Genomic DNA, 23,694 nt, shown 5'->3' with positions numbered 1-23,694 from the left:
GTGCACGAATGATCCGCTTTGCCGCCCTAGCCTGCCTGTTTCTTACCGCGTGCCAAACCACGACTGATCCTGCAGACGGTGGTTTCTTCGCCGGTGTTTCTGGAATTACTACCGGTGCCTACGACGATCGTATCACCGCAGCCGAGGGGGATGTGGCCACGGCGCAGGCACGAAATGATGCGCTTGCTGCGCAAATTCGATCGTCGGAATCTGAACTGGCCAAGCTCAAGCTCAAAATTCTACAACAACGCGACGCGACTGGCGGAGGCGACGCAGCAACGGCGGCTCGCATCGACCGTGTTTTGAACGACACGCCTGGGGGGGCTACGCCAGAAGCCAGACTGACGGCCCTGCAAAAAAGCATCTCGGACGCGCGCGCACTCAGCGCCGATTTAGCTAAACTGTCGGGTTAAACGTTTAGCCCTGACATCCGCCCAATGCCCAACGGCGCAGGTTGACTTTCAAACCGCCGCCAAAGGGGTGTTGCTTGGCGACATTCCCGGCTTCGGGGCGGTTGACATAGGTCTGGGCCTGATTGCACAGGTCCTCGGGCGTCCACTGGTGGCAATTCGAACAGGACTGGTCTTTCCACAACTCATCCGGCAAACCCTCGATCGGAGGGAACAGTGGCGCGCCTGCCACCAGTTGGTTAATCGTTTGCCCGCGCACATGGTCGTTGCCGAAATCCAGTACAGAATCGAGCGTCATCGGGGTGTTGCCCGGTGGTCCTGTTTCTGACAACTCACCATCCGCCTCAGTCTTACGGGTCACGGTTTCCTCACCGTATTTCAAGGCAGCCAAACGTTCGGCTGCTTTGCCCGAGAACACCCCTTCAGGGAAACTTTGCAGATAGACCTCATATGCGTGGACTGTGTCATCAGCCAACGCCAGTTCGTACATCAGGCGTTCGGTTTCATTTGCTTCGATCACCGTTTGCTCCGGCACTTTGGGTTGCGGCGCGGTTCCAAAGGATTCGGCTAGAACAGTCTGCAAAAGATCGCTTGCTTCGGCAGCATAAGCGCTGTCTGGATAGGCGCGCATAAACAGCATGATCTGAACCGGATCACGCGAAGTCGTTGCCTCCTGCCAAAGCTCCTCTTCGCTTCGGGTCTGGACGGTGGGCGTCTGAACCTGCGATGAGAAGGCAAAATCCTGTGTCAGGGACGAGGTATCCCAAGGCGTTTGCAACCCTCGGGTCTGATCCAGAACATCCACGCGGACTTTCTTGAACAAGTGCTCGATAGCCATTCCCGGCGTTTCAATGTGTTCGGCCAAGCTCAACGTAAACGGGCTGTTACCCTTCTCACCATCCAGTGCGACGCCGCCGGGATCGGTAGCATAGGCTAGAAATGTGCCTGTGGGGGCTTTCATCTCGGCCAGGCCGTTGTCATCCATATCGGCCAGATTTTCGAACGGGTTGTTCCGGCAGGCATCCAGAATGACGATATTGGTCTTGTTATGCGCCGAGGCCATCTGGTGCAGGACCGAACGCGCCTCGACCGCCATCAAATCCAGATCAGCGGGGTCGCTAAGCGAGATATCGACAGGCAGCAAATAGTTCGATCCAAAGGACTGCACCCCGTGGCCCGCATAGTAGAACAACCCAACCGCATCCTCGCCACCCTGCCGCAGATCGCGACCAAACTGGGCAATGGCGCGCTTCATCTCGATCTGCGTGCTGTCAGTCAAATTGCGAACGTCGAACCCAAGGCCCTTAAGTTTTGCCGAGATCAGCGTGGCGTCATTAACCGGATTGTCCAATGGCGACACCGACGCATAAGCCGAATTGCCAATAACCAATGCGATCCGCGGCTCGGCCATCGCCGGCGCGGCCCACGAGATCGAAATCATCGCAATCAGAAAGTAAAAAATGCGAAGCACGTCGGGTCCTTTGTTTCGGGTCCTTTATCACGCCCGTGACGCCATGGCATCACGTAAGCCTGATTATATTTAAATATGTCATTTGACTTTATTGTGGCCATCGCCTGACATATCCCGAATTGACCAGCAAGCATAGGAAGAGGTTCACACATGCCAGGCTCAAACTTGATGCGAAGCATTTGTGCTGTAGCCATCATTTTGCTGTCTAACGCAGCATGGGCGCAAAGCGCGGATCCGTTTGAACATGGCTGGACGTTGGATGCAGGCGCCTCGGAATTGCAATTTCTATCCGTCAAGAAAAGCTCGGTTGCAGAGAACAGCGGTTTCGCCAGCCTGTCAGGCGTGATCGGCCCCGATGGTGCCGCCGAGATACGGGTGCAGATGGACAGCGTGGATACCAAGATCGACTTGCGCAACGTGCGGATGCGGTTTTTGTTCTTTGAAACCTTCAAGTACCCTGAGGCCATCATCACCGCCCAGCTTCCCCCCGAAAAACTGGTCGACCTGCATCAGGCGCGGCACAAGATCATCGACCTTCCCTATTCTCTGTCGCTACACGGTGTGACCAAGGACGGCGTTGCGCAGGTTGCGATCACTCTGGTCGACAACGACCGCGTGGCCGTGGCCAACACCACACCGATTGCCATCGCCCTGCCCGATTTCAACTTGGAAGAAGGCCGCGGCAAGCTTCAAGAGGCCGCGGGCGTTGATATCCTGCCCTTCGGTTTTGTCAGCTTTGGCTTCGTGTTCGACCGCGCGCAGGCAGGCACGCCGCCGCGACTGGTCGCGGCCTCGACCACCCCCGGCGCTGCGGCGCTTGAGACCAAGGGCAATCTGGACCGCGAAGCCTGTGAAGGTCGGATGGAGATCCTGTCCCGCACCGGAAACATCTATTTCACATCGGGCAGCGCGCGCTTGTCCGAAGACTCTATCCCACTGCTGACGAACCTGCATGACATCGTGAACCGCTGCCCGGAACTAACAATCGAGATCGGCGGGCATACTGACAGCGATGGCTCAGACACCGCCAACCGTGTGCTCAGCGAACGGCGGGCGCAGGCGGTGAACGCCTATCTGGTAAATCAGGGGATCGCGCCGGAACGTCTTGTGACCGTAGGCTATGGCGAAAGCCGCCCCGTGACCTCGAACGACACGGCTGAGGGCAAACGCCGCAACCGCCGGATCGAATTTGTGCCGGTGAACTAGAGGCGTCAGTTCGCCGCCAGGATGATCGGATCGAACCCGCCGCTGCGCCATTGTTGCAGGGCCGAGATGAAATTCGGCCCCGGCACCCCATCGATGGTGCTGTTGTAGTAGCCGGCCTTTTGCAGCAGCTTTTGCACTTCCATCAACGTCTCGCGCGTCCACTGGTCCGAGGCCAGCGACAGTTGGTTCACGATCGCTCCGTCATCCTCGGCAGCACCACGCAGAAGCATACGCGCGGCTTCGAGCGGATCGCGGGGCACGCCGCGCCCTTCGTCCAGCAGGATCGCCGCCGCCAGATAGCCCTGATATTCGCCTTCACGTGCGGCGCGCTGGAAATAGCCAAGCGCCTGATCCGGAGTGCCTGCTATCCCATCCTGAGCCAGAACGCCCAGATTGAAAGTCGCCTTGGCTGACCCACCATCCGCAGCCTGTTGCAACAGCGCGATGGCGCGCGCTTCGTCCTTGGGGACGATCTGTCCCTCGAACAGTGTCACTGCAAGATTGATCATCGCATCAAAGCTGCCCCCTTGAGCGGCTTGTTCATACAGAGAAAGCGCAGCGGCCAGATCTTGCGGAACACCGGTGCCGCCCTCGTGCAATTGCGCCAGAGAAACCATGGCCCTCAAGTCCCCCGCTTCGGCTGCCTGCTTGTAAAGCGTCACCGCTCGGTCCACATCCCCTGCCGCAATCGTAGCCCGCGCCAGCAGGGCCACGTAGTGGGACAGGTCTGGCGTCTGCGCCGCTGCAGCGCTGCACGCCTGAATGGCGGTCAGGGCGTTTTCCTGAAGACGGCTGAAGGGCACGCCGGGGATGCTGGCCGTGCGGTCGCGCGGGTGGGTAGCCAAACGTTCACATATGCCGCCGGGTGTGCTGTCCTCGGGGCGCGGGATGGATGCGATCAGACGCTGCGCCTGTGCCGCATGGGCGCCGTCGGGATATTGCTCAAGGTAGAACTCCAGCAGAGGGCGCATCCGGCTGCGCTGAGCCAGTTTCCACAGACGTTCGGCCTGTTCGTCTGCGTCCTCAACCGTTACCGCGCGGGTCAGTGTCTGCCCCTGCCCGGCCCGATCCAGAAAGGCCACGACCTCATTCACATGCGCGCCCTGCGGGTAGCGATCCATATAGAGCTGCATCAGGGACGCATCCTGCGCATTGGCGGCCACCTGCCACAGCAGCGTCTCCTCGGACGCAGTCACGGGGCTGTTGTCGAACCGGAACTGCCGCGTCAGGGATGAGTTGTCCCACGGAATCTGACGTCCCCCTGTCGAAGCCAGCACGTCCTTACGCACCGAGATCATCAGGTCCGAAATGTCCTGACCCGGCGTATAGATATGGCTCAGCAGCGCCTCGGTGAAAAAGCTGTTCCGGCCGGTGCCGTCATAGGCCACGTTGTCCGGCTGCGTCGCATAGGCGAACATGAAATCCGCCGCGCTGCCGACCCGAGCCAACCCCTCGCCGCCGACCTCCAAACCCGTTCCTTCGAATGGGTTGTCGCGGCAGGCATCCAGAAACACCAGACGGATGCCATCCGAGCGTTCCATCCGGTTGACGAATTCCTCCATCTGGATTGTCTGCTCGGGGATGTCTTCGGGCTTGGTGATCTGCGCATCGACAGGAACCAAATAGTTGCGCCCGTTCACCTGAAACCCGTGCCCGGCATAAAACAGCAGCGATACGTCGGAATCCGCAGCAGTCGTGCCATAGGATTCCGCCAGCGACAGCATCTCGTCCCGTGTCAGGTCGGTGCCCAGAAACACCTCGAACCCCAACCCCTCCAAAGCGATGGCGAGATCAGAGGCATCGTTGATCGGATTGTCCAACGGGCTAACCGACACGTAGTCGGAATTGCCGATAATCAGCGCAACCCGCTTGTCCGCCAGAGCGATGGTCGCACTGAACAGCATCAGGAAAAGCGCTGCGAAGCACCGTTTCAGAGCCAATGGTCTACTCTCCGACGTGTCAAAGGCCGATGGCGCGGGTCAGTCCGATATCCGCCTGACCGACCGCTGCCACAATCGTTTCTACCTGTTGGTTCTGAACGATGGCAAGCTCGGGATCGGTTGCTCTTATCAACGTGATGGCCTTGCGGATCTCACGCTGGGCCTGACGGATTTGCCGCCGCGCCTGCTGTACCGCCTCGCGGCGGATCGCGTTGCGCTCTTCTGCGGTAGTGGCCAGCGACAGGCGGCGATTGGCTTCGTCACCTGCCTCGCGGATACCCGCGCTGGCGCCGCGAATGATGTCACCGACGGATTCGAGCCCCGGTGGCAAACCCTTCACGATACCGTCAAGTTCGGACGCATAGTCATCCATCGCTTCGGCAAGACAGGCCAGGTATTCACTGACATTCTCACCACTGCTGGCACAGGATGCGATCTCGCCTCCGAATTCCTCGGATACGTTTTCAACAGTCCCAAGTGTTGCTTCAGCCTCGGCGACTGTTGTCACGGCAGTGCCACCACCTCCGCCGCCTCCGGTTATAGTGGTATCAACGGTCGGAGTAACTTCTACCTCGGGTGTGGGCGGAACGGGTATCGGCTCCACTACTACCTCGGGTGTGGGCGGAACGGGTATCGGCTCCACTACTGTCACAACCGAACCGGGCAAAGACACAACTTGATATCCTATTTCGGCTGAGCTGAGCAAAAACGAGGTCGACAGCGTAAATGTCGTGGTGCCATCGTCGTTTTCGATGAAGTTCAACCCCTCAAATACTGTGGACGTATCCAAAGAATCAGATGGGGGACCAAACAGGTAAACGGAAGGCCCACCAAAAATCGTGCCCGTCGTCGCATTGGGCGGCTGTTCGCCCTCAACAACCGCGATATCGTCGGGAATAGCAAACACAACCGGCGAGGTCGTGTAATTTGCCGGGCCTGTCTCACCCGATCCCGGAGCCCAGGTGTTTTCAAAGTCCCAGCCTTGTGCCGAAGCAAGGTTGAAGAACGTCACTGTGTCGTTCAGTTGGAACGTGGACAGTCCCGTGCCACCGGCGCTGGTATTCTGCCCGGAACTCTGCGTGTCCCAGAAAGATTCGGTAACGGTCCCGGAATTACTGCCAATCAATCCGCCCAACATCGGAGTGTCGCTGCCGGAGAAATCCACGCTGCCGTTCGAATAGCTGCGTGTGACCGAACCACCGTTGTTTATTCCGACCAGACCACCGACGGCTACGGTATCCATCGGGCTGGAAAATTGGCTTACACCCCGGACGTCCGAGTTGGAATACGAGTCAACGATCGAACCGAAGTTCTCGCCGACCAATCCGCCCATGATAAACTCGCCAAAGCCAAGTCCGGTCACCGAACCACTACTGAACGAACGCTGAATGACCCCAGAATTCTCTCCAACCAAGCCACCGACCAAAACGAAATCAGCCTCGATCGGATCAACCGTCACACTGGCAGTCGAAAAACTGTCACTGATTGTACCGCCATCGTTAATGCCAACCAGCCCGCCGGTCACGTCGTCACTGCCGGTGAAGCTGCCCGACACACTAACGCCCGAGATTGTACCAAGGTTTTCACCGGCAAGTATGCCGCCACCCTGAGCGGTAATATCCGCATTCCTGATACTCAGGTTACGCACGGTACCGTCCAGAGTGCCGAAAAGGCCGCCGAAGGTGAAGTCGTTGTCTATGAACAGGTTGTTGATCGAAAACCTGTTACCTTCAAGCGTGCCTGAAAAATCTGCAGGGACAAAACCAAATGACCAGTTGGACGTGGGCGAGGCATCGATGTCGTTGACCAGCGCAAAGGATTGGCTAGAGCCGTTGAGACCCTGCAAACCATATATATCGGTTAACTGGAACGGGTTCGCGCCCGACCCGTTGCCGCCCGTGGCGCGCAGGAATGTGGCGTTTGGCGAGACGATGAAATCGCCCGCGAAAAAGCTGGGCAGCGTGGCCGAAACCTGATCCCAGAACCCTGCAATCAAGTTGAACGTGGCCACGCTAATGCTACCGCCGGGGCCGGTGGTGATCCGGCCTACTCCGTCGACCGCCCCCATTGCATTCAGCAACAACCCACCGTTGACCGCGTTGATCGCACCGTTGATCGTGATCATATTATCCGCGATCAGGAACAACGTATTTGCCGCCATCCAATCGATATCAGCGTTGATTGTGATATTGCCGTCATCTGTGCCGGTCACAGACGTAGTCAGAAACACATCCGCAGATTCAAGCTGGGCTTCCAGACCCGCTTCGGTAAACGTGCCTGGAATCGTTATGTTCACCGGATCGATCAACAGATCTCCGGTTTCCCCATTCGGAGCGCGCAGGTCGGTAAAACCGCGATACACCAGATCGATCTGCCCCGAGACCTCGACAAAGCCGCCATCGCCCGCGGTATCCCCACCACGGGCCGATATCTGGCCGTGGAACTCGGTCAGGTCATCAGACCAGATAATAACGCGACCGCCATTACCTTCGTCTCCGCCGTCTGCTGAGATGCTGGTGCTCGCATCTACGAAGGTTGTCTGCGCCGTCGGAAGCGTACCACCGCCCTGAAAATCGCCACCGACTAGAATGGTTCCACCATCTCCACCACCCGTCCCGTCGGATGTCAGCGTAGCCCCTGCCAGCGTGATCGCCTCACCAGTTATGGTTATAGATCCACCGTTCTGAGTACGTACCTTTGGCCGAAGCGACGTTTCGACAAGTGTTTCCTGAGCCGACGTATCGATCGTGCCACCGACCCGAACGCCGCCGCCGCTGCCACCCAAAACGACAGCTCCGGATACTCCGCCAACCGATTGAGCCTCGATCACGCCAGACATGTTGATTACCTGTCGCGCCGCATTCCGAGCACTGGCCGCTTTAAGGTGAACAGAACCGCCATTGGCCTCGATCCGCCCTGAATTGGTAATCAACGCCTCCATCATGGCGTCATCGCTATCCGAAGGAACAGCGACCTGCAAAAAGCCATCGCCAGAAATATCCAGTGTTACTTGTTCACCCGCACCAAGCCCCACCTTGCCAAGAGGCACACGGATCAAGCCCGAATTGGAAACTTGCCCACCAATTAGCGCTGCATACCCGCCCGGAACAATCGAGATTGTTCCCGCGTTTTCCACTGCGGCTGAACTTCCATTTCCGGCAAAGCGATAGCGCCCGTTAAGGAAATCTTCATCCGTTACATCAAGGGTCGAGGCCACAAAGCCACCCGCATTGACTGCACCGTTGGGGCCAATAAAGATACCGTTAGGGTTAACCAGAAACACCTGACCATTGGCATTCAACTGGCCGAGAATTGCGCTGGTAGTATCCCCTGTCACCCGGTTCAAAATCACGCTTTCTTGCCCGGGCTGGAAGAAATTAACTGTCGAGCCAGACCCGATCGAAAACCCGTTCCAATTCACTACGGCCGCGCCCGACCCCTGCGTAATGTCCAGCTGGTTGCCGCTGGGTTGCGCAATCATAACAGTTCCCGCCGCCACGGTTCCGCCATTGGGCAGCGTTTGTGCCAGAGCTGTCGTGCCCCATAGCGTTGCCGTGGCTGTCAAAATTGCGCCGCGGATCACTGTGGCGCGAGCTCTAAAATCTGCGGCTTGCAACAATAGTGAAGCGGTTTTCGTCTGCCCCCAGGTCATCGCGTTCACCCCTCCCATATTCAACTCGTAACGATCCCGACTTGTAGGTCGAGTCTTCAATTGCAATCAAATCAGCACCGATCCCATAGGCGTAGGCCGTGGTCGTGCTTTGCTCAAAAACCGTAGGTTGTTCTATTCCCAATTCGCCGTAAGCACCAAATACATAAGGCTTCAGGATCAGCGGCAACCCAGCCACTTCGACCCGCTGCGATCGACCCACTTCGGACCGCACGACCCATCCGTCATCGCCACGCAACGAACCCGCATCAAAGGTCGACAATTCGCTGGTGCTTGCGATACTGAATTGCTCGGACGTCACCAGAGCGTCCCCGAAGCTGGTTTGAATTCGGCCGTTCAAAGCCAAAGACCAGTTGGCATTCAAAGGACGCTGATACTGGCCAGACAGAACGAGTTTCGTAAATTCCGGTTCAGCATCCTGGCGCGAGAATGGAGTTTCTCCGGGGCCGACCGAGGTCCGTGCGCCAAGGATATCCAAACCCCTTGAAAGCACTACACTCCCGCGCAGGAAGCCACCATTATCATAGGCGCGTGTGCCATCCAAAGTAGCGCGCAGCACGCTGATATCGTCGTCAAAGACCGGAATCTCAAAGGGGCCGACCAACAGGTTCTGCGTATCGCTGATACGATCCAGGATCAGTTGCGACGAAAGATTAACTTTCCTGGATCTAATCCACGGATAATAGAGCCGCAGCGAAAACCGTTCGAACTCGCTTTCGTTAGGTAAAAAATCCGTGTCGGGGCGCGCTTCGCTAGAGGTCACCTCGGCGTTAATCGTAAAGCCATCATACCCGATCGGGAATACCGCACCTGCAGCCAAAATCCGATACTCAGGGTCACCCGAGAAAAACCGCGTCGGAGACCCACCTAGGTTAAAATAGAATGTCTCACCCAGATCCAGCAGGCCATTAAACTCAAGTCCAAGGCTCAGATTCAACGGACCAAGATCGTCTGACAGTGTATTGTCGAACCCATATGAGCCGGTAAATTCCTTGAACTCTCCGTCCAAAGTCAGAACGGTGCCGCCATTACTGTCACCTGCCGACAAGGTCGACGCCAAGCGAACTCCGAACGTATCACCTGCAAGCAGCAAGGCGCGCTCGATCTGCTGCAGTTTGATGCCACGCTTGCCGATTAACGGCTGGGTAATCTTGACCACGCGGTCCCGGACCTCTTCCGGAACTTTTGTTGCGTCAATACGCTCGACGAACCCGTCGACTACAACGATCCGTAACGTTCCACCATCTCGCAAAGTTTGCTGCGGCAGAACGACCCGACTCAGAACAAAACCGGCATTGCTATACGCGCTTTCAAGGCGATTTGTGGCCGCAAAAATTTCAGAGGCAGCAACACGCTTTCCCGTCAGTCGTTCAATAAAGGCAGCGTTGGCAGCCTCCATTTGCGGCAGAGCGCCTTCGATGTCCACGCGCCCGACTGTCACAAACAATCTGTCCGCACCTTCGGGAACCGGCGCGCCAGGGTCTCTGGCGACAGTAACAGGGCCCGTATTGCGTTGATTTTGCGGCTGAAATGTTGACGGTGCCAAATTCGACGCGCTTTGGGCTAGCACCGCGTCCGAAAGGACAAGACTGCCACCGGTTGCAAGAGCAAATATCATGCTGAGACGCGGAATCCGCATGATCGCCTGAGGTAGAGTCTTTGGCATTCGTAACCCTTAGTGAAACCTTAAAACAGAACCTAGCAAAGCCCAGCCCGCAGGCCAAAGCAAGATTGTATTTCCCAATACAGGATACCCGTCTGGATTGAGGTTATCCATATCACGATTGGTTCCGAGACTGTCCGTGTCCTAGTTCACAGAGCGTCGTATCATTCGACGATTTTACAAAAGTCCCTGCTCCAACCATTCTTCGATCTTGTTGCGGCTAACCTCGAAATGCATCGAGTCTTCTCGACCCCAGGCCGCACCCCATACCCAGCCCTCCTGCCGGAAGAAGTCGGCCAGAATAGTCAGGCCCAGCTGGGTTTTACCATCGCCTAGCGTGTCCAACACTCCGTCGATATTCAAGTCAACAGCCAGGCCATAGGCATGGGCCGATGCGGATGAGGTCGCGCCACGAATCCGCCGGACACACAAGGACCCGGCTGTATTGATGCGTGCAAAGAGGTCGGGGTCCGTGCGACGGATGTTTTCGAAAACAACGCGCAGAGAGTCTATTGCCGGTTTCAACATGCGTACCCGTACCGGGCCGACTTCTTCTAATACAAGGTTTTCTTCTAACCGCGGGTTGGTCATGGACTGACAATTGTCTGTTAAGTCTTCGCGCGGCAGCCCGAATTTCTCTTTCAGAAACGACGAACTCGCCAGTTTGAGTTCTTGATTAACGTCGTTGCGGTTGGCGATAAGGACAACCTGAGCGTAAGCATCAATGATCTCGTTTGGGCTGGTGCTGTCATATCCATAGTCGTCCGCCCCGTCTGCGCCTTGCAACACGGCCGAACCGTCGCTTTGGGATCGCGATATCTCGAGCGACAGCCTCTCAATCTCTTTGCGCATATCTTCAACCTGCTGGCTCAGCATTTCGATTTCGATCCGCGCGCCTGAATCGATTGCCGGCCCCTCAAAATCACTTTCCATAGGAACGATCAGTGGAAAAACATACCAGATAACAGGGGCCAACATAATCGAAACCCCAAGAATTACTGCCGGAACTATGCGCATCTGATGTGTTTACCTGTATCTCAATTCAATTGCGCCCAAATCTAAAAGTCGTCGCGCAAGATGTCACGTGCTCGGCTTTATTTCTTAATCACAAATGTGACTTTCTTCATTGTCGCACACCTGAGGCACGGGTACTCTTTGTCCCAAACAGGGAAGGACTCCGGTAATGATTACTTTTTCTCGACTTAAATTTTTTGGGGCTTCGGCCGTGGCCCTCGTTTGCACGACACAATTCGCTTTGGCCCAATCCAATGAACTAACAGCCGACGAAATCACCGATGCATTCAACAAGCAAAAAACGCGCGGCTTGGTGATCGTACCTTCAACATCCGCGACTGAAGCAACCGACGAAGCTGTGGAAACCACAGTTGCTGCCGCCCCGGCCGAATATCAACCGGTGGCCTCGGAAGATCAGGTTAATATTCAGGTTCGGTTCGACTTCGCCTCGGCCGCCTTGCGCGATGATCAAAAACCCAAGCTGTCCTCCTTGTGCCAAGCGATGAAAAACGTCAACGTCAACGTCTTTCAGATCATCGGCCACACTGACAGCGCAGGATCTGCGGACTACAACCAAAATCTGTCTCTGCTGCGCGCGAAAGAAGTCAAACGCTTTCTGGTCAGCGATTGCGGTATCGCCGAAGGGCGACTGGAAGTACTGGGCGTAGGTGAAGCCGAACCTCTGAACAAGGACGATCCGCGCGCCGACGAAAACCGCCGCGTTGAATTTCAGGCGCTCGGCTGATTTAGTCTCCTCATAAAACACAATTTCGAGGGCAGCATGACTGAATCCCGCGCAGGCGACCTGTTTCAGCCGGGCGATCTGGTGAACAATACATATCGGATCGAGGCAATCCTTGGGCGGGGTGGTACCTCTGACGTTTATCGCGCGCGCTCCGAGATATCGGGGCGTCTGGCCGCGCTTAAGGTTCTGAAGGCCGAATTTTCCAGCAACGACGATTACCTCGTTCTGTTAACCCGTGAGGAAGAGATCCGCGACATCCGCCATGACGCGGTGGTGCGCTATTCCGAAAACAACCGTACTGCCGACGGACATGTCTATCTGGTGATGGATTATGTGGACGGGCCGGGGTTGGACCGGAAACTGGCTGATGGTCCAATGTCGGCAGACGATATTCTGACCATCTGCAAGCGCGTCTGCGAGGGGCTCGAGGCCGCGCATGCGCGCAACATCGTCCACCGTGACCTGAGCCCCGACAACATCATCCTGCGTGACGGTGATCCCGCGCAGGCGGTAATCATCGACTTTGGCATCGCCAAGGATACCAACCCCGGCGCAGAAACCATCGTGGGCGGAGAGTTCGCGGGCAAATACGCCTATGCCGCACCCGAGCAGCTGTCGGGAAAGACCGACCAACGTACCGACATCTATTCGCTGGGCGCGCTGCTGCTGGCGAACTTCCGGGGCGAAAAGGCCAATTCCGGGCGTAACCTGCTGGAGGTTGTGGAAAGTAAAAAACAACCGCTGGACACTGCAGATGTGCCCGAGCCGCTGAAAACCGTGCTGGACAAGATGACCGCGCCGGACCCCGATGACCGGTATCAGTCGACCAGCGATGTATTGAGGGCTTTGTCCTCGGCCCGGTCGGGACAGGCGGAATCCCACCCTGCCGAAACCGATGACGACGCAACCGTAATCGTACCCAAAAGCAAACCTGCGGCCCCTGCGCAGCCTGCCCCGGCCGTCGCAGCACCCGCCGCACCTCCGGTCGAAACGCCCGAGAAATCGCGCACCGGGCTGGTTGCCGCCCTTGGCGCGCTGGTCATTGTCGGCGGTGGCGCAGGTGCCTATTTCAGCGGCGCATTCGACAGCTTTACTGGGCCCCAATATCCCGTGGCCGCGCCCTACACACTTGTAGCGGACAAACGCGAGGGCCTGCCGCCACGCGCCGTCGGTTTTGTTCCTTCGGAAGACACACGGGACACGATGACACGCGAGATCACCGATCAGGGTGGGACGGTTGATCTGACGTTGGCGTCTGGGGAAATCTCGGAAAGCTGGGGCGCTGCGGTCAGTGACGTCATCGAAACAGTGATGGAGCTGGATGAATGGCGGCTGGTCGTGAACGGAAACGATGCTCAATTGACCGGACAAACCACGGATCAGGCGCTGCATGACAAGCTGGAACAGCTTTATTCAGCAGGACTGCCCGCCGGGTTGCAGGGCTCAGTCGAACTAGAGCTTGAGCCAATGTTCCTGCCCGCTGCCGATATCCGCCCGATCCTTGCCGGTCTGGCCGATTGCGGCGCACTGAAACTGGAAAACGTCCCCACCGCCGGGTACGGCCCTGAGACACCTGTTCGGGTCAGTGGCACTCTGGCGTCTCAGGACAGTTTGGTCGGGCTGAATACCGCTTTGACCGCTCTGGTCGGTGAGCGGCCGATTGATCTGGACGGTGTGAACGTGTTGAACCCGACCTTATGCCTGATCGAGAACTACCTACCCAGTGCTCCGGCCAGCGACATCTCTATCGCGTTTTTCAACGGTGAACAAAACGACGCCCCGAACCCAACCGGAGATTTTGTCGTAGGACAGAACCCGGTGATTGACGTGGACTTACCGCAGGATGTGCAAGACGGGTTCCTGTCTGTCTCGGTTCTCGATGTGTCTGGTAACGTGTTCCACTTACTGCCAAACGTGACACGGCAAGAAAACGGGATTGCCGCGCTGCGGGATGGAGAAAGTGGGCCATTGTCGGTTCGCGTGGCGTATTCCATCCCCGAAAGTCAGGAAAACGGCGGCATTGCCTTTCAGGTTGATGACAGCACCTTGGGCAAAAGCAAGGTAATCGTTCTGCATACCGACAATCAACTGTTCGACACACTGCGCCCCACCACGGAATCCGCCGCCGGATATGCCGAGGCGCTGCGCGAACAGGATCGCAATGTGGAAACGCAGATTTTGTCGCTGGACAGCCGTATCCTGACCACCCTCGCGCAATAGCGCGGGGTTCAGGGAATATCGACCACGATCACCGAGATATTATCGGCCCCGCCCCCGTCCAGCGCGATCTGGATCAACTGATCGGCGACGGTTTCAATCGGCATCTCGGACAGCGCCTTTTCCAGCATCGGGAATGTCGCGTATTTGCTCAGCCCGTCCGAGCAGATCAGGAACCGGTCGCCCGGCTGAACCTCGCCCCGGATCTTGTCCAGTTCCAGCACATCCCCGACACCAACCGCACGATTGATCGCATTTGATTGGGGATGCTGTTCCGCTTCATCCCAGCTCATCTGGCCCGCCAACACCAGATCGGCCACAACCGAGTGATCGGTGGTCAGCATTTGAATCTGGTTGTCACGCAGCAAATAGATGCGGCTGTCGCCCGCCCACAAACCGACGAAATGGCCGTTGGCCAGCATCATACAGGCAACGGTCGTGCCCATGGTTTTACCGCCACGGGTCTCAGCCTCTTGACGGATTGCCGAATGCGCTTGCTGTAACACATCCCGCAACTTCACCAGTCGATCCGCTGGTGGCAGTGCCGGCGGGATTGCCGCGACCATGTCGGCGACAAGACGGCTGGCGTAGTCGCCCCCTTCGTGGCCGCCCATACCGTCCGCGACCATCCAAAGGCTTTCCTCGGGCAGGGCCAAAACGGCATCTTCATTGAGCTTGCGCTTGAGGCCGACGTGGCTGCGGGCGCTGTACCGAACGCGGTGACTTGAATTCATAGTGGCCTTGCCTCGGTCCAGACTGCAGCGTGAAGATTAAACAAACCTTGCATGTTTGATCCTTGCGGTAAACCTTCGCAGACCATCATCCGAGGGACGCCGCCGATGTCAGTGCTCCAGATTGTCGGAGACCGATAGCGATGCGCGACCAACCCCGCCGCGAGGTCGGGCAACAGGCTGTCAGCGACTTCCCCGCGCGTCAGAACCAGCGTGTTTCCCTCGGCCCGAACCGGAGAAGTCGGCTCTTGTAATGGAACCACCAACGCCTCCAATCCCTCGGCCAGTTTGTCCCGCGTCATGTCATCCTCAAGCGCAGCCAAAGCCAAGTCTTCAAGCTGGCGGTATGTCGCCTCGGCCCGGAAGTGAGACAGAATTGCCGAACCTTCATTAGATACGCCCGATACCAAAGTCAGGGGAAACCGTCGTCCGACCCGATCCACTGATGGCATCAAAACGCCCAACATCTTTTGCGGGCCTGCCAATCCCGGCGCCAGACAAAACCGCCAAATGGGTGCGGACATGTAATGCGCGTCCCACACAGGTCCCAGAGCTTCAGCAGCGTTTAACATGCTGTGCTGAATCCAGGTATCCCATGGCTGGACGAAATCCTGTGAAACCCCCAGCCGAAAAAAATCTCCGACCGAAGGCATCTTACCAAACGCGCCAAACCCAGTCCGCTGCATCAGAACGATTTAGGGCAGCTGAACTTTTGCAGCGCCGGAAGGGCAAATGGGTTGATGACCGAGCCAGATTGCAACTGGAAGATCGCAATCCGGCCGCCGACATTGAAGATCACCTTCTTGCGGTCCGATACGTTGGTCCGCCGCACCTCGGCCGCGTCCAGAAGGCGGAACCACGCCCATGGCCCGTCCTTGGACAACACACTTTCGATGTTGCGTTTATCGGGCTGGAACGTGACCCGCGCCAATCCAACCTGCCCCGGCCACGTGACCGCCATCGGCGAAGGCAGCCCGCCGCGATGGCGGAATTCCAGCGATTGTCCGTCAATTTCAAGCGTGACGCCCTTTGCCTTGGGGTCCAGCGCCTCGGGCATGATCTGGAACTGAATCTGGGGTTGTGGGCCCGCGGCAAAAAAAGCCTCGCGGATTTCGGCGGCGTTCTGGAATTGGGTCAGAACGGCCTGACTAATGCCCAGATCGGCCTCGTTTACGCTGCTTTTCCAACTCCAAGGGCGCGTGCGCATGTCCACATGTTTGGCGAGGTTGTTGGTAAAGAAGGTGTCGATCAGACCTTGCGGGCCGAACAACCGGCTGAAATCGCCCATCGCCACATCTGCCCCGGATCTACGACTGAACGGATAGCGGTCAGTGACGACCTGCTCGCAGAAGGCCAGCACATTGGCCTGCCAGCGTGCGTTCAGCGAGGCCCGTGTACTGTCAGACGTGATCCCCGACGATCCGTCGATGATCTGCACCGCCCAGCGTTCCATTGGGCCGGGAATGCGAGCCGCTTCTTGCTGAAACTGCTGCAGCGCCTGCCCGGACTCGCCGCCCGAGGTTCCGCTGAAGGACATCTTGTTCAGTTCCTGATAGACGCCCGTCAACGACCCCATCAACTGATCCAATTGCGAGGGCTGCCCCTCGGGCCGGTCAACAAGCTGGTGCAGCCAGGCAAACCGATCCTCGACATATTGGCCCGGCTCTTGCACCGGCTGCGATGCGGTCGCGCCGCTGGATTTGGCCAAGGCCTCAAGCAGGATTTGCGTCTGGACCGAGGTCGCCGACTGCAACTCGAGGCTGGCCGCGCTGGACAGCCCTTCACCCAGAGCATCCGAATTGGGCAGAACCGATCGGCTTTCGGTCAGCTTCGTTTCGTCCGAGATCGAGTTCAGGATATTCACGATAGGCGAGGTCGGGCCGGACAGCACATTGGTCACTTCGACAGCGTGGCTGAGGCTTTCCATCGGCACGATGTCGATATCGCCCAGCATCGCGTCATAGCGCGCGATATAGTCGTTGTAATACAGGTCCAGCACATCGCGGCTAAGCGCGGCCAGCGCCAGTTCGGTCTGTTCCGCCTCGCCGCGCGGGCCCAGAACCCAGCTTTCCTTTTGGACCCGTTTGGCCACGCCAACCGCCTCGCCGACAAACACGTCGTTGAACCCGCGATAGGTAAAGATCCCCTCGATCCCGTCATTCAGCGGTTTGCCCGAGGACCGCACCAAAACGCGCGCAACCGCTGGGCCGCCGACCTCGGTGATCCGCCATTCAGGCAGAGCCGTCGCGGACGGGCTTGAGATGATCCCATTATACACGCGCTGCGCCAGCGGCAGCTCCGACAGCAGGCCCTGTATCTGCTCGACCATGGGCCCGTTCAACGCAACGGCCTGCATCGGCTGGCTCAGCAATGCCTCAAGATGGTCGTTCAGATCAGCGCGGAATTCCTCGCGCGAGGGGCCTGGGAAGGACACCGTCCAGTCGATATTCATCCATTCCTTGACCAGATTCTGGTTCATCGGACCTTGCAGACCCAACATCAGATAAACCTTCAGCGCCTCATACAGCACATCGGGGTTGTTGATATTGGCGCTCATCTGTTCTTCGAGACGCAACAGCAGACGTGGCAGAAGGCGCTGGTTCAGCGCCGCGCGGTAGGTTTGCGCCGCCTGCGTGCCAATCACATCCCCCTGATACAGGCCATAGGTCAGGCGCGTTTCAGGGTCCGGGTCGGACAGGGTCGGGTTCGCGGGCAGATCGCGCAGCGTGTTCAGCGCCTGCACCACCGGCACCAGATCGGTATCGCCCACCGGGCTGGGTGGCAGCGTCGCCGCTGCAGCCTGATAAGCGGACACGCCTTCTTGTGCTTCGGCGATCAGTTCGGAGTTGCCCGAAAAGCTGCGAACCAGCAGAGCACCCACTGCAACAGCGGCAATCAGCGTCGCCGCGACCGAGGCCCATTTGGTGATCTTATAGCGCTGCTCAACCTTGTCATCGGCGCTGACCAGACCGGCCTCGCGGAAGATCACCTGATCAAACAGGCGGGTCAGGAAATACGACCGGCCCGAGCCCTGACCCGAACCAATCGCCTGACGTCCGATCCCGAAGGTACGCGCCATGCCCAACATCAGCCGGTCAATCGGAGTGCCTTCTTGCGTGCCGGATGTGAAATAGACCCCGCGCAGCATGTGGCGGTGTTGATAGCGGCTGTCCTGAAACACCTCGGTCAGGAATTCATGCGCCACTTTTCGGAACGAGGCCACCTGCATCGGGAAGCCCGCAACCAAAGCGCGGCGCTGGGGGTCGGTCTCGGTCTGCATCCGCTCCAGCGATTGGGCGTTCAAACGGCCCAGCAGCAACGCGAATTCCTCGTCAAAGGCGGCGACCGGGGATTGCTCAGACCGGGACTTGTCCAATGGCAAGGTAAAACCCCAAACCTGTTCGCGATCTTCCTTACCCAGATTGTCATAGAACTCGGCAAACCCGGCAATCAGGTCGGCCTTGGTGAACAGGATATAGACTGGAAAGCGCACGCCCAGTTTTTCGCGCAACTCTTCCAGACGACGACGCACGGCTTTGGCGTGCTCTTTCTGGGTGATCTCATCCTGCAAAGACAGATCCGACAACGAGATTGCGATCATCGCCCCGTTGATCGGTTGGCGCTTACGGTATTTCTTGAGCAGCCCCAGGAACCCAATCCACGCCGCGTTGTCGACCTGCGCGTCGCTTTCCTGCGTCGTGTAACGCCCGGCCGTATCGATCAGAACGGCGTTTTCGGTGAACCACCAATCGCAGTTGCGCGTGCCGCCCACACCGCCAATCGCGGTTTTGCCCATCTCATCGGCCAGCGGAAAGTTCAGGCCGGAATTCACAATGGCTGTGGTCTTGCCCGCGCCCGGAGGGCCGATCATCACGTACCACGGCAGCTCATTCAGATGCCGCCGTCCGTTCTTGGACTTGCGCAGCTCTGCCATTGCGGTTTTCAACTTGCCGCGCAGTTCCGAGATTTCGCTGTCGATCATGTCGCCGCCGTCGCTGACGGCTTCGGTGATTTCTTCGGTCAGCTTCTTTTCGCGACGACGACGAACAAAGAAGATGGTTAGCGCAATGATAAGGAAAAACGCATAAATCACACCGCACCAGATCAACCGCGCCGTCATCCCATCCAAAGGACGCCATTCATCCGACCCAATAAGTGGTCCGAAAAAATAAAGGCACAAGGACAACGCCGTCGCCGTAAAAAACAGCACGGTGTAAATCGACAAGAAGATGAATCTCAGGATTCTACGGGCGGTCATTGAGTATCCTCCTGCACCAACAGGACCTCGATCCGGCGGTTGGTGGCGCGGCCTTCACGGGTGGAATTGTCGGCAATCGGGTCACTATCGGCCCGGCCCTCAGCGCTGAGGCGATTGGGGTCGGTCAATTCGGGCGACATCTTATTCATCACCGATTTTGCGCGCGCCAGCGACAAGGCGAGGTTGGACGGAAAGCGCGCTGACCGGATTGGCACATTGTCCGAATGCCCGGTCACGATCACCGTGCCCGGCTCGGCATTCAACGCTACGGCAACCCGGCGTACCGGCTCTTGGAATTTGTCTTGCAGGCTATCCGAGCCTGACCCGAACATACCCGACCCCTTGATGCGGATGACCAGAGTATTGCCTTTCTCAAAAACCTCGACCAACCCCTCGTCAATCTCGGGCTGAAGGAATTCGACGACCTTCGCGATCTGAGGTTGCGCCTGCGGAGGAGGTGGTGGAGGCGGAGGCGCGCGGCGCTGCAACTCGGTCACGGGGCCTGCGTCGATCACCGACATCTGACCCACAAGATTTTCCGTCTTGTTCGACAGGACATAGGACAGACCGCTGAATTCAATCACCAGCAAAAGCGCCGTCACGCCAAGCGCAATCCAAACCGGTTTCCACATACTGAGCGCACGGTATGGCTTGTCCACACCTTCCCAATGCGGGGCCAGATCACGTTCGACAGGGCCACGTTGCGCCCGGATGACCCGAGCCAGACCCTGCCGGATTTGCAGATGTTTGTCCGGTCCGCCTTGTTCGACCCGCAAGCGACCTTCAAAGCCCAGCGACAGGCACATGTAGACGAATTCCAGCAGCTCGATATTGTTCGCAGGCTCCTGTTCCAGCCGCGCCAGAAGGTCGTAGAAACGATCCCCGCCCACCGTCTCGCGGTGGAAGGTGCCAACAAGTGATTGCGTCGCCCAACTGGACTGGCCGCCCCACGGAGTGTTCAGCACGACATCATCCAGCGTCGCACATAGGGCATAACGCGCCACTTTGACCGATTGCGCCGGGATGCCCGCCTGTAGGGCGGCATTTTCAAAGCTGCGCACTTCAGCCACCACGCTTTGGCGCAGCTTGTCGGGGTCCATGTGCTGGGCGCGGTTTCGAATACGGCTGATCAGCGAAAACAGCGGTGCGGCGCAGGCGTTCAACCGGTTCATCCCGGTTGCGGCCACCTGTTCCCCACCGCCTTGTGGCGGGCGCGACTGTGGGGCCTGCGCCGGAGGTACGCCATATCCGTCCCCTGCCGCAGCGGGCTGCGGCTGAGGCGCTTCCATCGGCTCGGGGTAACCCGCCGGTTGCTGAGGCGCGGCGGGTTGTTGCGGCATGGTCCCGGCCTGACGTCGTCCACCCGGGTTGGGGCGAATGACCGTCTTATCTGTATCGTCCGGTTCGGCAAAAGGATCGTTGTCGGACATGATCTACCTGCTTCCTCACAGCGCCCGCATGGTCCAGTGGTCCACGCAGGCAGCCCCATCAATTTGTTTCGTACCAATCAACGGCCCGAACGGCTACTGATTGCGGATCGCCCAAAGCTCCATCTGCAATCCGGGATATTGCCCCGACACATGCACCGCGATCCCGCCCGAAGTGGTCATCTTGCTCCAATACGGGCTGGCTGCGTCCAGTTCGAAATAGACCACGCCCGAATGGTACGGGATCTGGCGCGGCGCGACCGGCAGCGGGCGCAAAGTGATGCCCGGCAGGGCCGAGTTCACCAATTGGCGGATTTCCTCAACCGGGCCGGTCTTGGCCTGACCCGCGAAGTGCCGCCGCACGTCTTCGGCGGGGATATCCGCATTAACTGCCAGCACAAATCCGGCCGAGCCGATCAGCTTGCGATCAGCAATCACACCGACGCTGATGCCGTATTTGCGCGGCTCCAACGGGATCGAGATCGCCGTCTGCTCCAGCACCGAGCTGAGATATTGGCGCAGCACTCGGATCACCGGGGCAAAGCTTTCGGTCAGGTTGTCGTGCTGATAGGCGGGGAATTGCACGGCTTCTTTCTCGGCGCTCATGAACGTGGCCAATTCACCGGCAAGGGCTGCGCAAACGCGGTAGGCGTGTTCTGGATGCACGTTTTCGATATTGGCGAAATGACGCACCAGCGGCAGGTTGCGGTTGATCACCATCAACAGCAGGAAATCCGAAATCTCGGCAGCACCCTTGGCAGGTCCACCTTCGGACAGCCGCCCGGCTAATGCCTGCATCCGGTGCGACAGCATCCCCTCAAGCTCGTTCATGAACCCCGCCAATGCCGGGGCTGCGCGCACATCCAAGACCGAGGGCACAAAGCCGCGATCCAGGACAATCTCTTTGTCCGGACGCACTTCGATGATGCGGGCAATCGGAATGGCCAGCTTGTCGGCCAGATCGTCTACCGCCAGCGCAAATTGCAGCCGTAGCTTGCCAACGCCCAGCGTCACCGGCTTTTTCTGCTGGCTCATCACGTCGGTGATTTCCTGTTCGGCGGGACGCAGGCGGCTGACGGATTGTTCCGCCCCGCTCAGATCCACCTCAGACGCGCCTTGCCGCCGCTGCGGTACGGTCAGGTAAACAACGCAATCCTTGATCGTTTCGGGCACTTCCAAAGCGGGCGGATGGTCTTCGGCTTGCGGTACGCGAAACACCTGCCCGTCCGGCGTCAGCCCTGAACAGGATTTAAGCGCAATTTGCCCGACCTTGAGCACTTCGTCATCCAGCTCAAGCGCACTCAGCCCCCAGGCATAGGGTGTCACCCGGCGCGCAAGCCCGGCCACCAGCGCCTCTGTATACCGGTCGGCCTGCTGGAAATGGTGGGGCTGCAAAAACAACCCTTCGGTCCAAAGCACCTTGCTGTCCCAGGACAATGGCTGCCCTCCCTTTTTATTGCGCCCGATGGGGCGTTACTTCAGCTTTTCCAGCTGTTCTTTATACGCACGCGCGAATTCCCGGCTGAAGAGATCGTGAAAATCATTCTCGGCCTGATCCGAAATTTCCGCATACATCTTTTCATACACTTCCCAATATTGGGCCTTCTTACCCTTGAAAAGTGACCCAAGTTTGCCGGAGCCTTCGATTTTCCCGGCCAGCACCTCGGGGTCGAGCCGCGACAAAACGCCTTTGAGCGCGGCCTCCATGCCTGTGACCATGGCGACCTCATGGGCCTTGATGTCGTTCAATGCCTCGGCGGTGGCCTCCTCAGAAGCGAGGTAGCCTTTGACCCGCGGTTTCACCAACGCCTCGATAGCCTGTTCGGCGCTGATCGAGAATTTTAGTGGGTTGTTTCCGCCTGCGCTGATCATCGTCTGATCAATGCGGAATTCAGACTTGATCGAGGTACGCGTCATCAGAATTTCGCGCAGACCCGTGATCATTGCCCGTAACACGCGCCCCATCCGGCCCATCGTGGCGGGCAGATCGGCGTCGTCGATGCGCAGATCGTCCACCTCAAGCGCCTCAAGCAGCGCGCGGGCGGCGGATTGATCGCCGCTTGAAGCAGCAGGCGCAGGCGTTTCGACCACTGTGGGCTCATTCGCAGGCTCGGGCGCAGGCGTCGGAGCCACAGGTTCCGACGGCGGAGGTGGGGCCGCACGCCCGCCCGGTGTTGGCTTGGCCGGTGGAGCGGCCGGTTCCGGCGGTGACGCAGCAAACGGGTCCGAAGAGGACGGCTCTTGCGGCGACAGGAAATCATCATCCCAATCGTCGGGGATCAGGTTCGCGCCGCCGCCACTGGCGGGTGCTGAAAACGCATCCGTGGCCGAGGGGTTGTGCATGGGGTCGCTCGCCCCCAAGCCCTGATGCGCATCGGCAGGTTTGGCAAAGAACGGGTCATCATCACCGAGCGGTGGCAGCAGTTCGTCCATGGGATCAGGCGTTGCGATCTGACCCGGTCCTTTAGGGGCTTCACCGCCCAGCAGGTCATCCAGAAAATCCCCTCCCGGCGAGGACGCGTCCAGCAAATCCAGCGGGTCCGGCGCGTTTTGCGACTGTCCGGGCGAGACATTGCCCTGCTGCATCGGCTGCGGGATCATCTCTTCGAACGAGGGTAAATCGGCGCCGATCTCGACCACCATCTCATAACCGCCCGCCGTCAACACATCGCCATTGTTCAGCGGTGTCGGCGTTCGACCCAAAGCAATCTTTGAATAGTTCAGAAAGGTCCCGTTGGTCGACAGGTCCACGATCACCACGTTGCCATTGTGATCCTCGATCACGAAATGATTCTTGCTGAGCGTCCGTTCGGGGTCGGGCAGTACAAGATCATTGGCCGGACCACGCCCTACAGTCAGCGATCCCCCCTGCATCGATACAGGACGCCCGTCGCCCGGCACGACGCCGGTGGATTGGAATTTGAGCGTGACCGTCATTCTTC

At 58.4% G+C, this 23,694-nt stretch carries 15 protein-coding genes; 4 read left to right on the top strand and 11 right to left on the bottom strand.

What is annotated here, in order from left to right; all coding sequences use genetic code 11:
• Positions 1-8 precede the first annotated feature (8 nt).
• Positions 9-413 carry a hypothetical protein gene (locus GOW48_RS20000; protein ID WP_170755865.1) on the top strand — a complete coding sequence of 135 codons (405 nt, stop codon included), beginning with the start codon at positions 9-11 and terminating at the stop codon, positions 411-413.
• A gap of 4 nt (positions 414-417) precedes the next feature.
• On the opposite strand, the gene GOW48_RS19995 is transcribed toward GOW48_RS20000, so the two are convergent.
• Positions 418-1,881: a caspase family protein gene (locus GOW48_RS19995; protein WP_170755864.1), complete on the bottom strand. Its 1,464-nt coding sequence runs from the start codon at positions 1,879-1,881 to the stop codon at positions 418-420.
• 150 nt (positions 1,882-2,031) lie between these two features.
• Here GOW48_RS19995 and GOW48_RS19990 point away from each other — a divergent pair, with 150 nt between their 5' ends.
• Complete coding sequence (locus GOW48_RS19990) at positions 2,032-3,087, top strand: OmpA family protein (protein WP_170755863.1); 1,056 nt, start codon at positions 2,032-2,034, stop codon at positions 3,085-3,087.
• Positions 3,088-3,092: 5 nt separating this feature from the next.
• On the opposite strand, the gene GOW48_RS19985 is transcribed toward GOW48_RS19990, so the two are convergent.
• From GOW48_RS19985 to GOW48_RS19970, 4 genes are all read right to left on the bottom strand, one after another.
• Positions 3,093-5,027, bottom strand: a complete 1,935-nt coding sequence (locus GOW48_RS19985; RefSeq protein ID WP_170755862.1) for a caspase family protein — start codon at positions 5,025-5,027, stop codon at positions 3,093-3,095.
• A 19-nt stretch (positions 5,028-5,046) separates the two neighbouring features.
• Complete coding sequence (locus GOW48_RS19980; RefSeq protein WP_170756547.1) at positions 5,047-8,697, bottom strand: two-partner secretion domain-containing protein; 3,651 nt, start codon at positions 8,695-8,697, stop codon at positions 5,047-5,049.
• Positions 8,624-10,363, bottom strand: coding sequence for a ShlB/FhaC/HecB family hemolysin secretion/activation protein (locus GOW48_RS19975; RefSeq protein WP_170755860.1), 1,740 nt, complete (start codon positions 10,361-10,363; stop codon positions 8,624-8,626). The genes GOW48_RS19980 and GOW48_RS19975 overlap by 74 nt, the downstream gene beginning before the upstream one ends.
• 174 nt (positions 10,364-10,537) lie before the next feature.
• Positions 10,538-11,338, bottom strand: a complete 801-nt coding sequence (locus GOW48_RS19970) for a M15 family metallopeptidase (RefSeq protein WP_234899534.1) — start codon at positions 11,336-11,338, stop codon at positions 10,538-10,540.
• Positions 11,339-11,585: 247 nt separating this feature from the next.
• Here GOW48_RS19970 and GOW48_RS19965 point away from each other — a divergent pair, with 247 nt between their 5' ends.
• On the top strand, positions 11,586-12,119 hold the full coding sequence (locus tag GOW48_RS19965) for an OmpA family protein (protein ID WP_331251840.1): 534 nt from the start codon (positions 11,586-11,588) through the stop codon (positions 12,117-12,119).
• 36 nt (positions 12,120-12,155) lie between these two features.
• Complete coding sequence (locus GOW48_RS19960; protein WP_170755857.1) at positions 12,156-14,339, top strand: serine/threonine protein kinase; 2,184 nt, start codon at positions 12,156-12,158, stop codon at positions 14,337-14,339.
• 8 nt (positions 14,340-14,347) lie between these two features.
• On the opposite strand, the gene GOW48_RS19955 is transcribed toward GOW48_RS19960, so the two are convergent.
• From GOW48_RS19955 to tagH, 6 genes are all read right to left on the bottom strand, one after another.
• Positions 14,348-15,070 carry a PP2C family protein-serine/threonine phosphatase gene (locus GOW48_RS19955; RefSeq protein WP_170755856.1) on the bottom strand — a complete coding sequence of 241 codons (723 nt, stop codon included), beginning with the start codon at positions 15,068-15,070 and terminating at the stop codon, positions 14,348-14,350.
• Positions 15,067-15,753, bottom strand: a complete 687-nt coding sequence (gene tagF / locus GOW48_RS19950) for a type VI secretion system-associated protein TagF (RefSeq protein ID WP_170755855.1) — start codon at positions 15,751-15,753, stop codon at positions 15,067-15,069. The genes GOW48_RS19955 and tagF overlap by 4 nt, the downstream gene beginning before the upstream one ends.
• Positions 15,753-19,325 carry a type VI secretion system membrane subunit TssM gene (gene tssM, locus GOW48_RS19945; protein ID WP_170755854.1) on the bottom strand — a complete coding sequence of 1,191 codons (3,573 nt, stop codon included), beginning with the start codon at positions 19,323-19,325 and terminating at the stop codon, positions 15,753-15,755. Before tssM ends, tagF begins: the two co-directional genes overlap by 1 nt.
• Positions 19,322-20,755, bottom strand: coding sequence for a type VI secretion system protein TssL, long form (gene tssL, locus GOW48_RS19940; RefSeq protein WP_170755853.1), 1,434 nt, complete (start codon positions 20,753-20,755; stop codon positions 19,322-19,324). Before tssL ends, tssM begins: the two co-directional genes overlap by 4 nt.
• Before the next feature lie 93 nt (positions 20,756-20,848).
• Entirely contained in the window at positions 20,849-22,189 is a 1,341-nt protein-coding gene (gene tssK, locus GOW48_RS19935; RefSeq protein ID WP_170755852.1) for a type VI secretion system baseplate subunit TssK, read from the bottom strand.
• A 36-nt stretch (positions 22,190-22,225) separates the two neighbouring features.
• Positions 22,226-23,689, bottom strand: coding sequence for a type VI secretion system-associated FHA domain protein TagH (gene tagH, locus GOW48_RS19930; RefSeq protein ID WP_170755851.1), 1,464 nt, complete (start codon positions 23,687-23,689; stop codon positions 22,226-22,228).
• Positions 23,690-23,694 lie beyond the last annotated feature (5 nt).

The organism is Ruegeria lacuscaerulensis (assembly GCF_013033355.1).
In the GTDB taxonomy this organism is placed as follows: Bacteria; Pseudomonadota; Alphaproteobacteria; order Rhodobacterales; family Rhodobacteraceae; genus Ruegeria; species Ruegeria lacuscaerulensis_A.
This window is presented reverse-complemented; position numbering and strand designations above follow the sequence as displayed.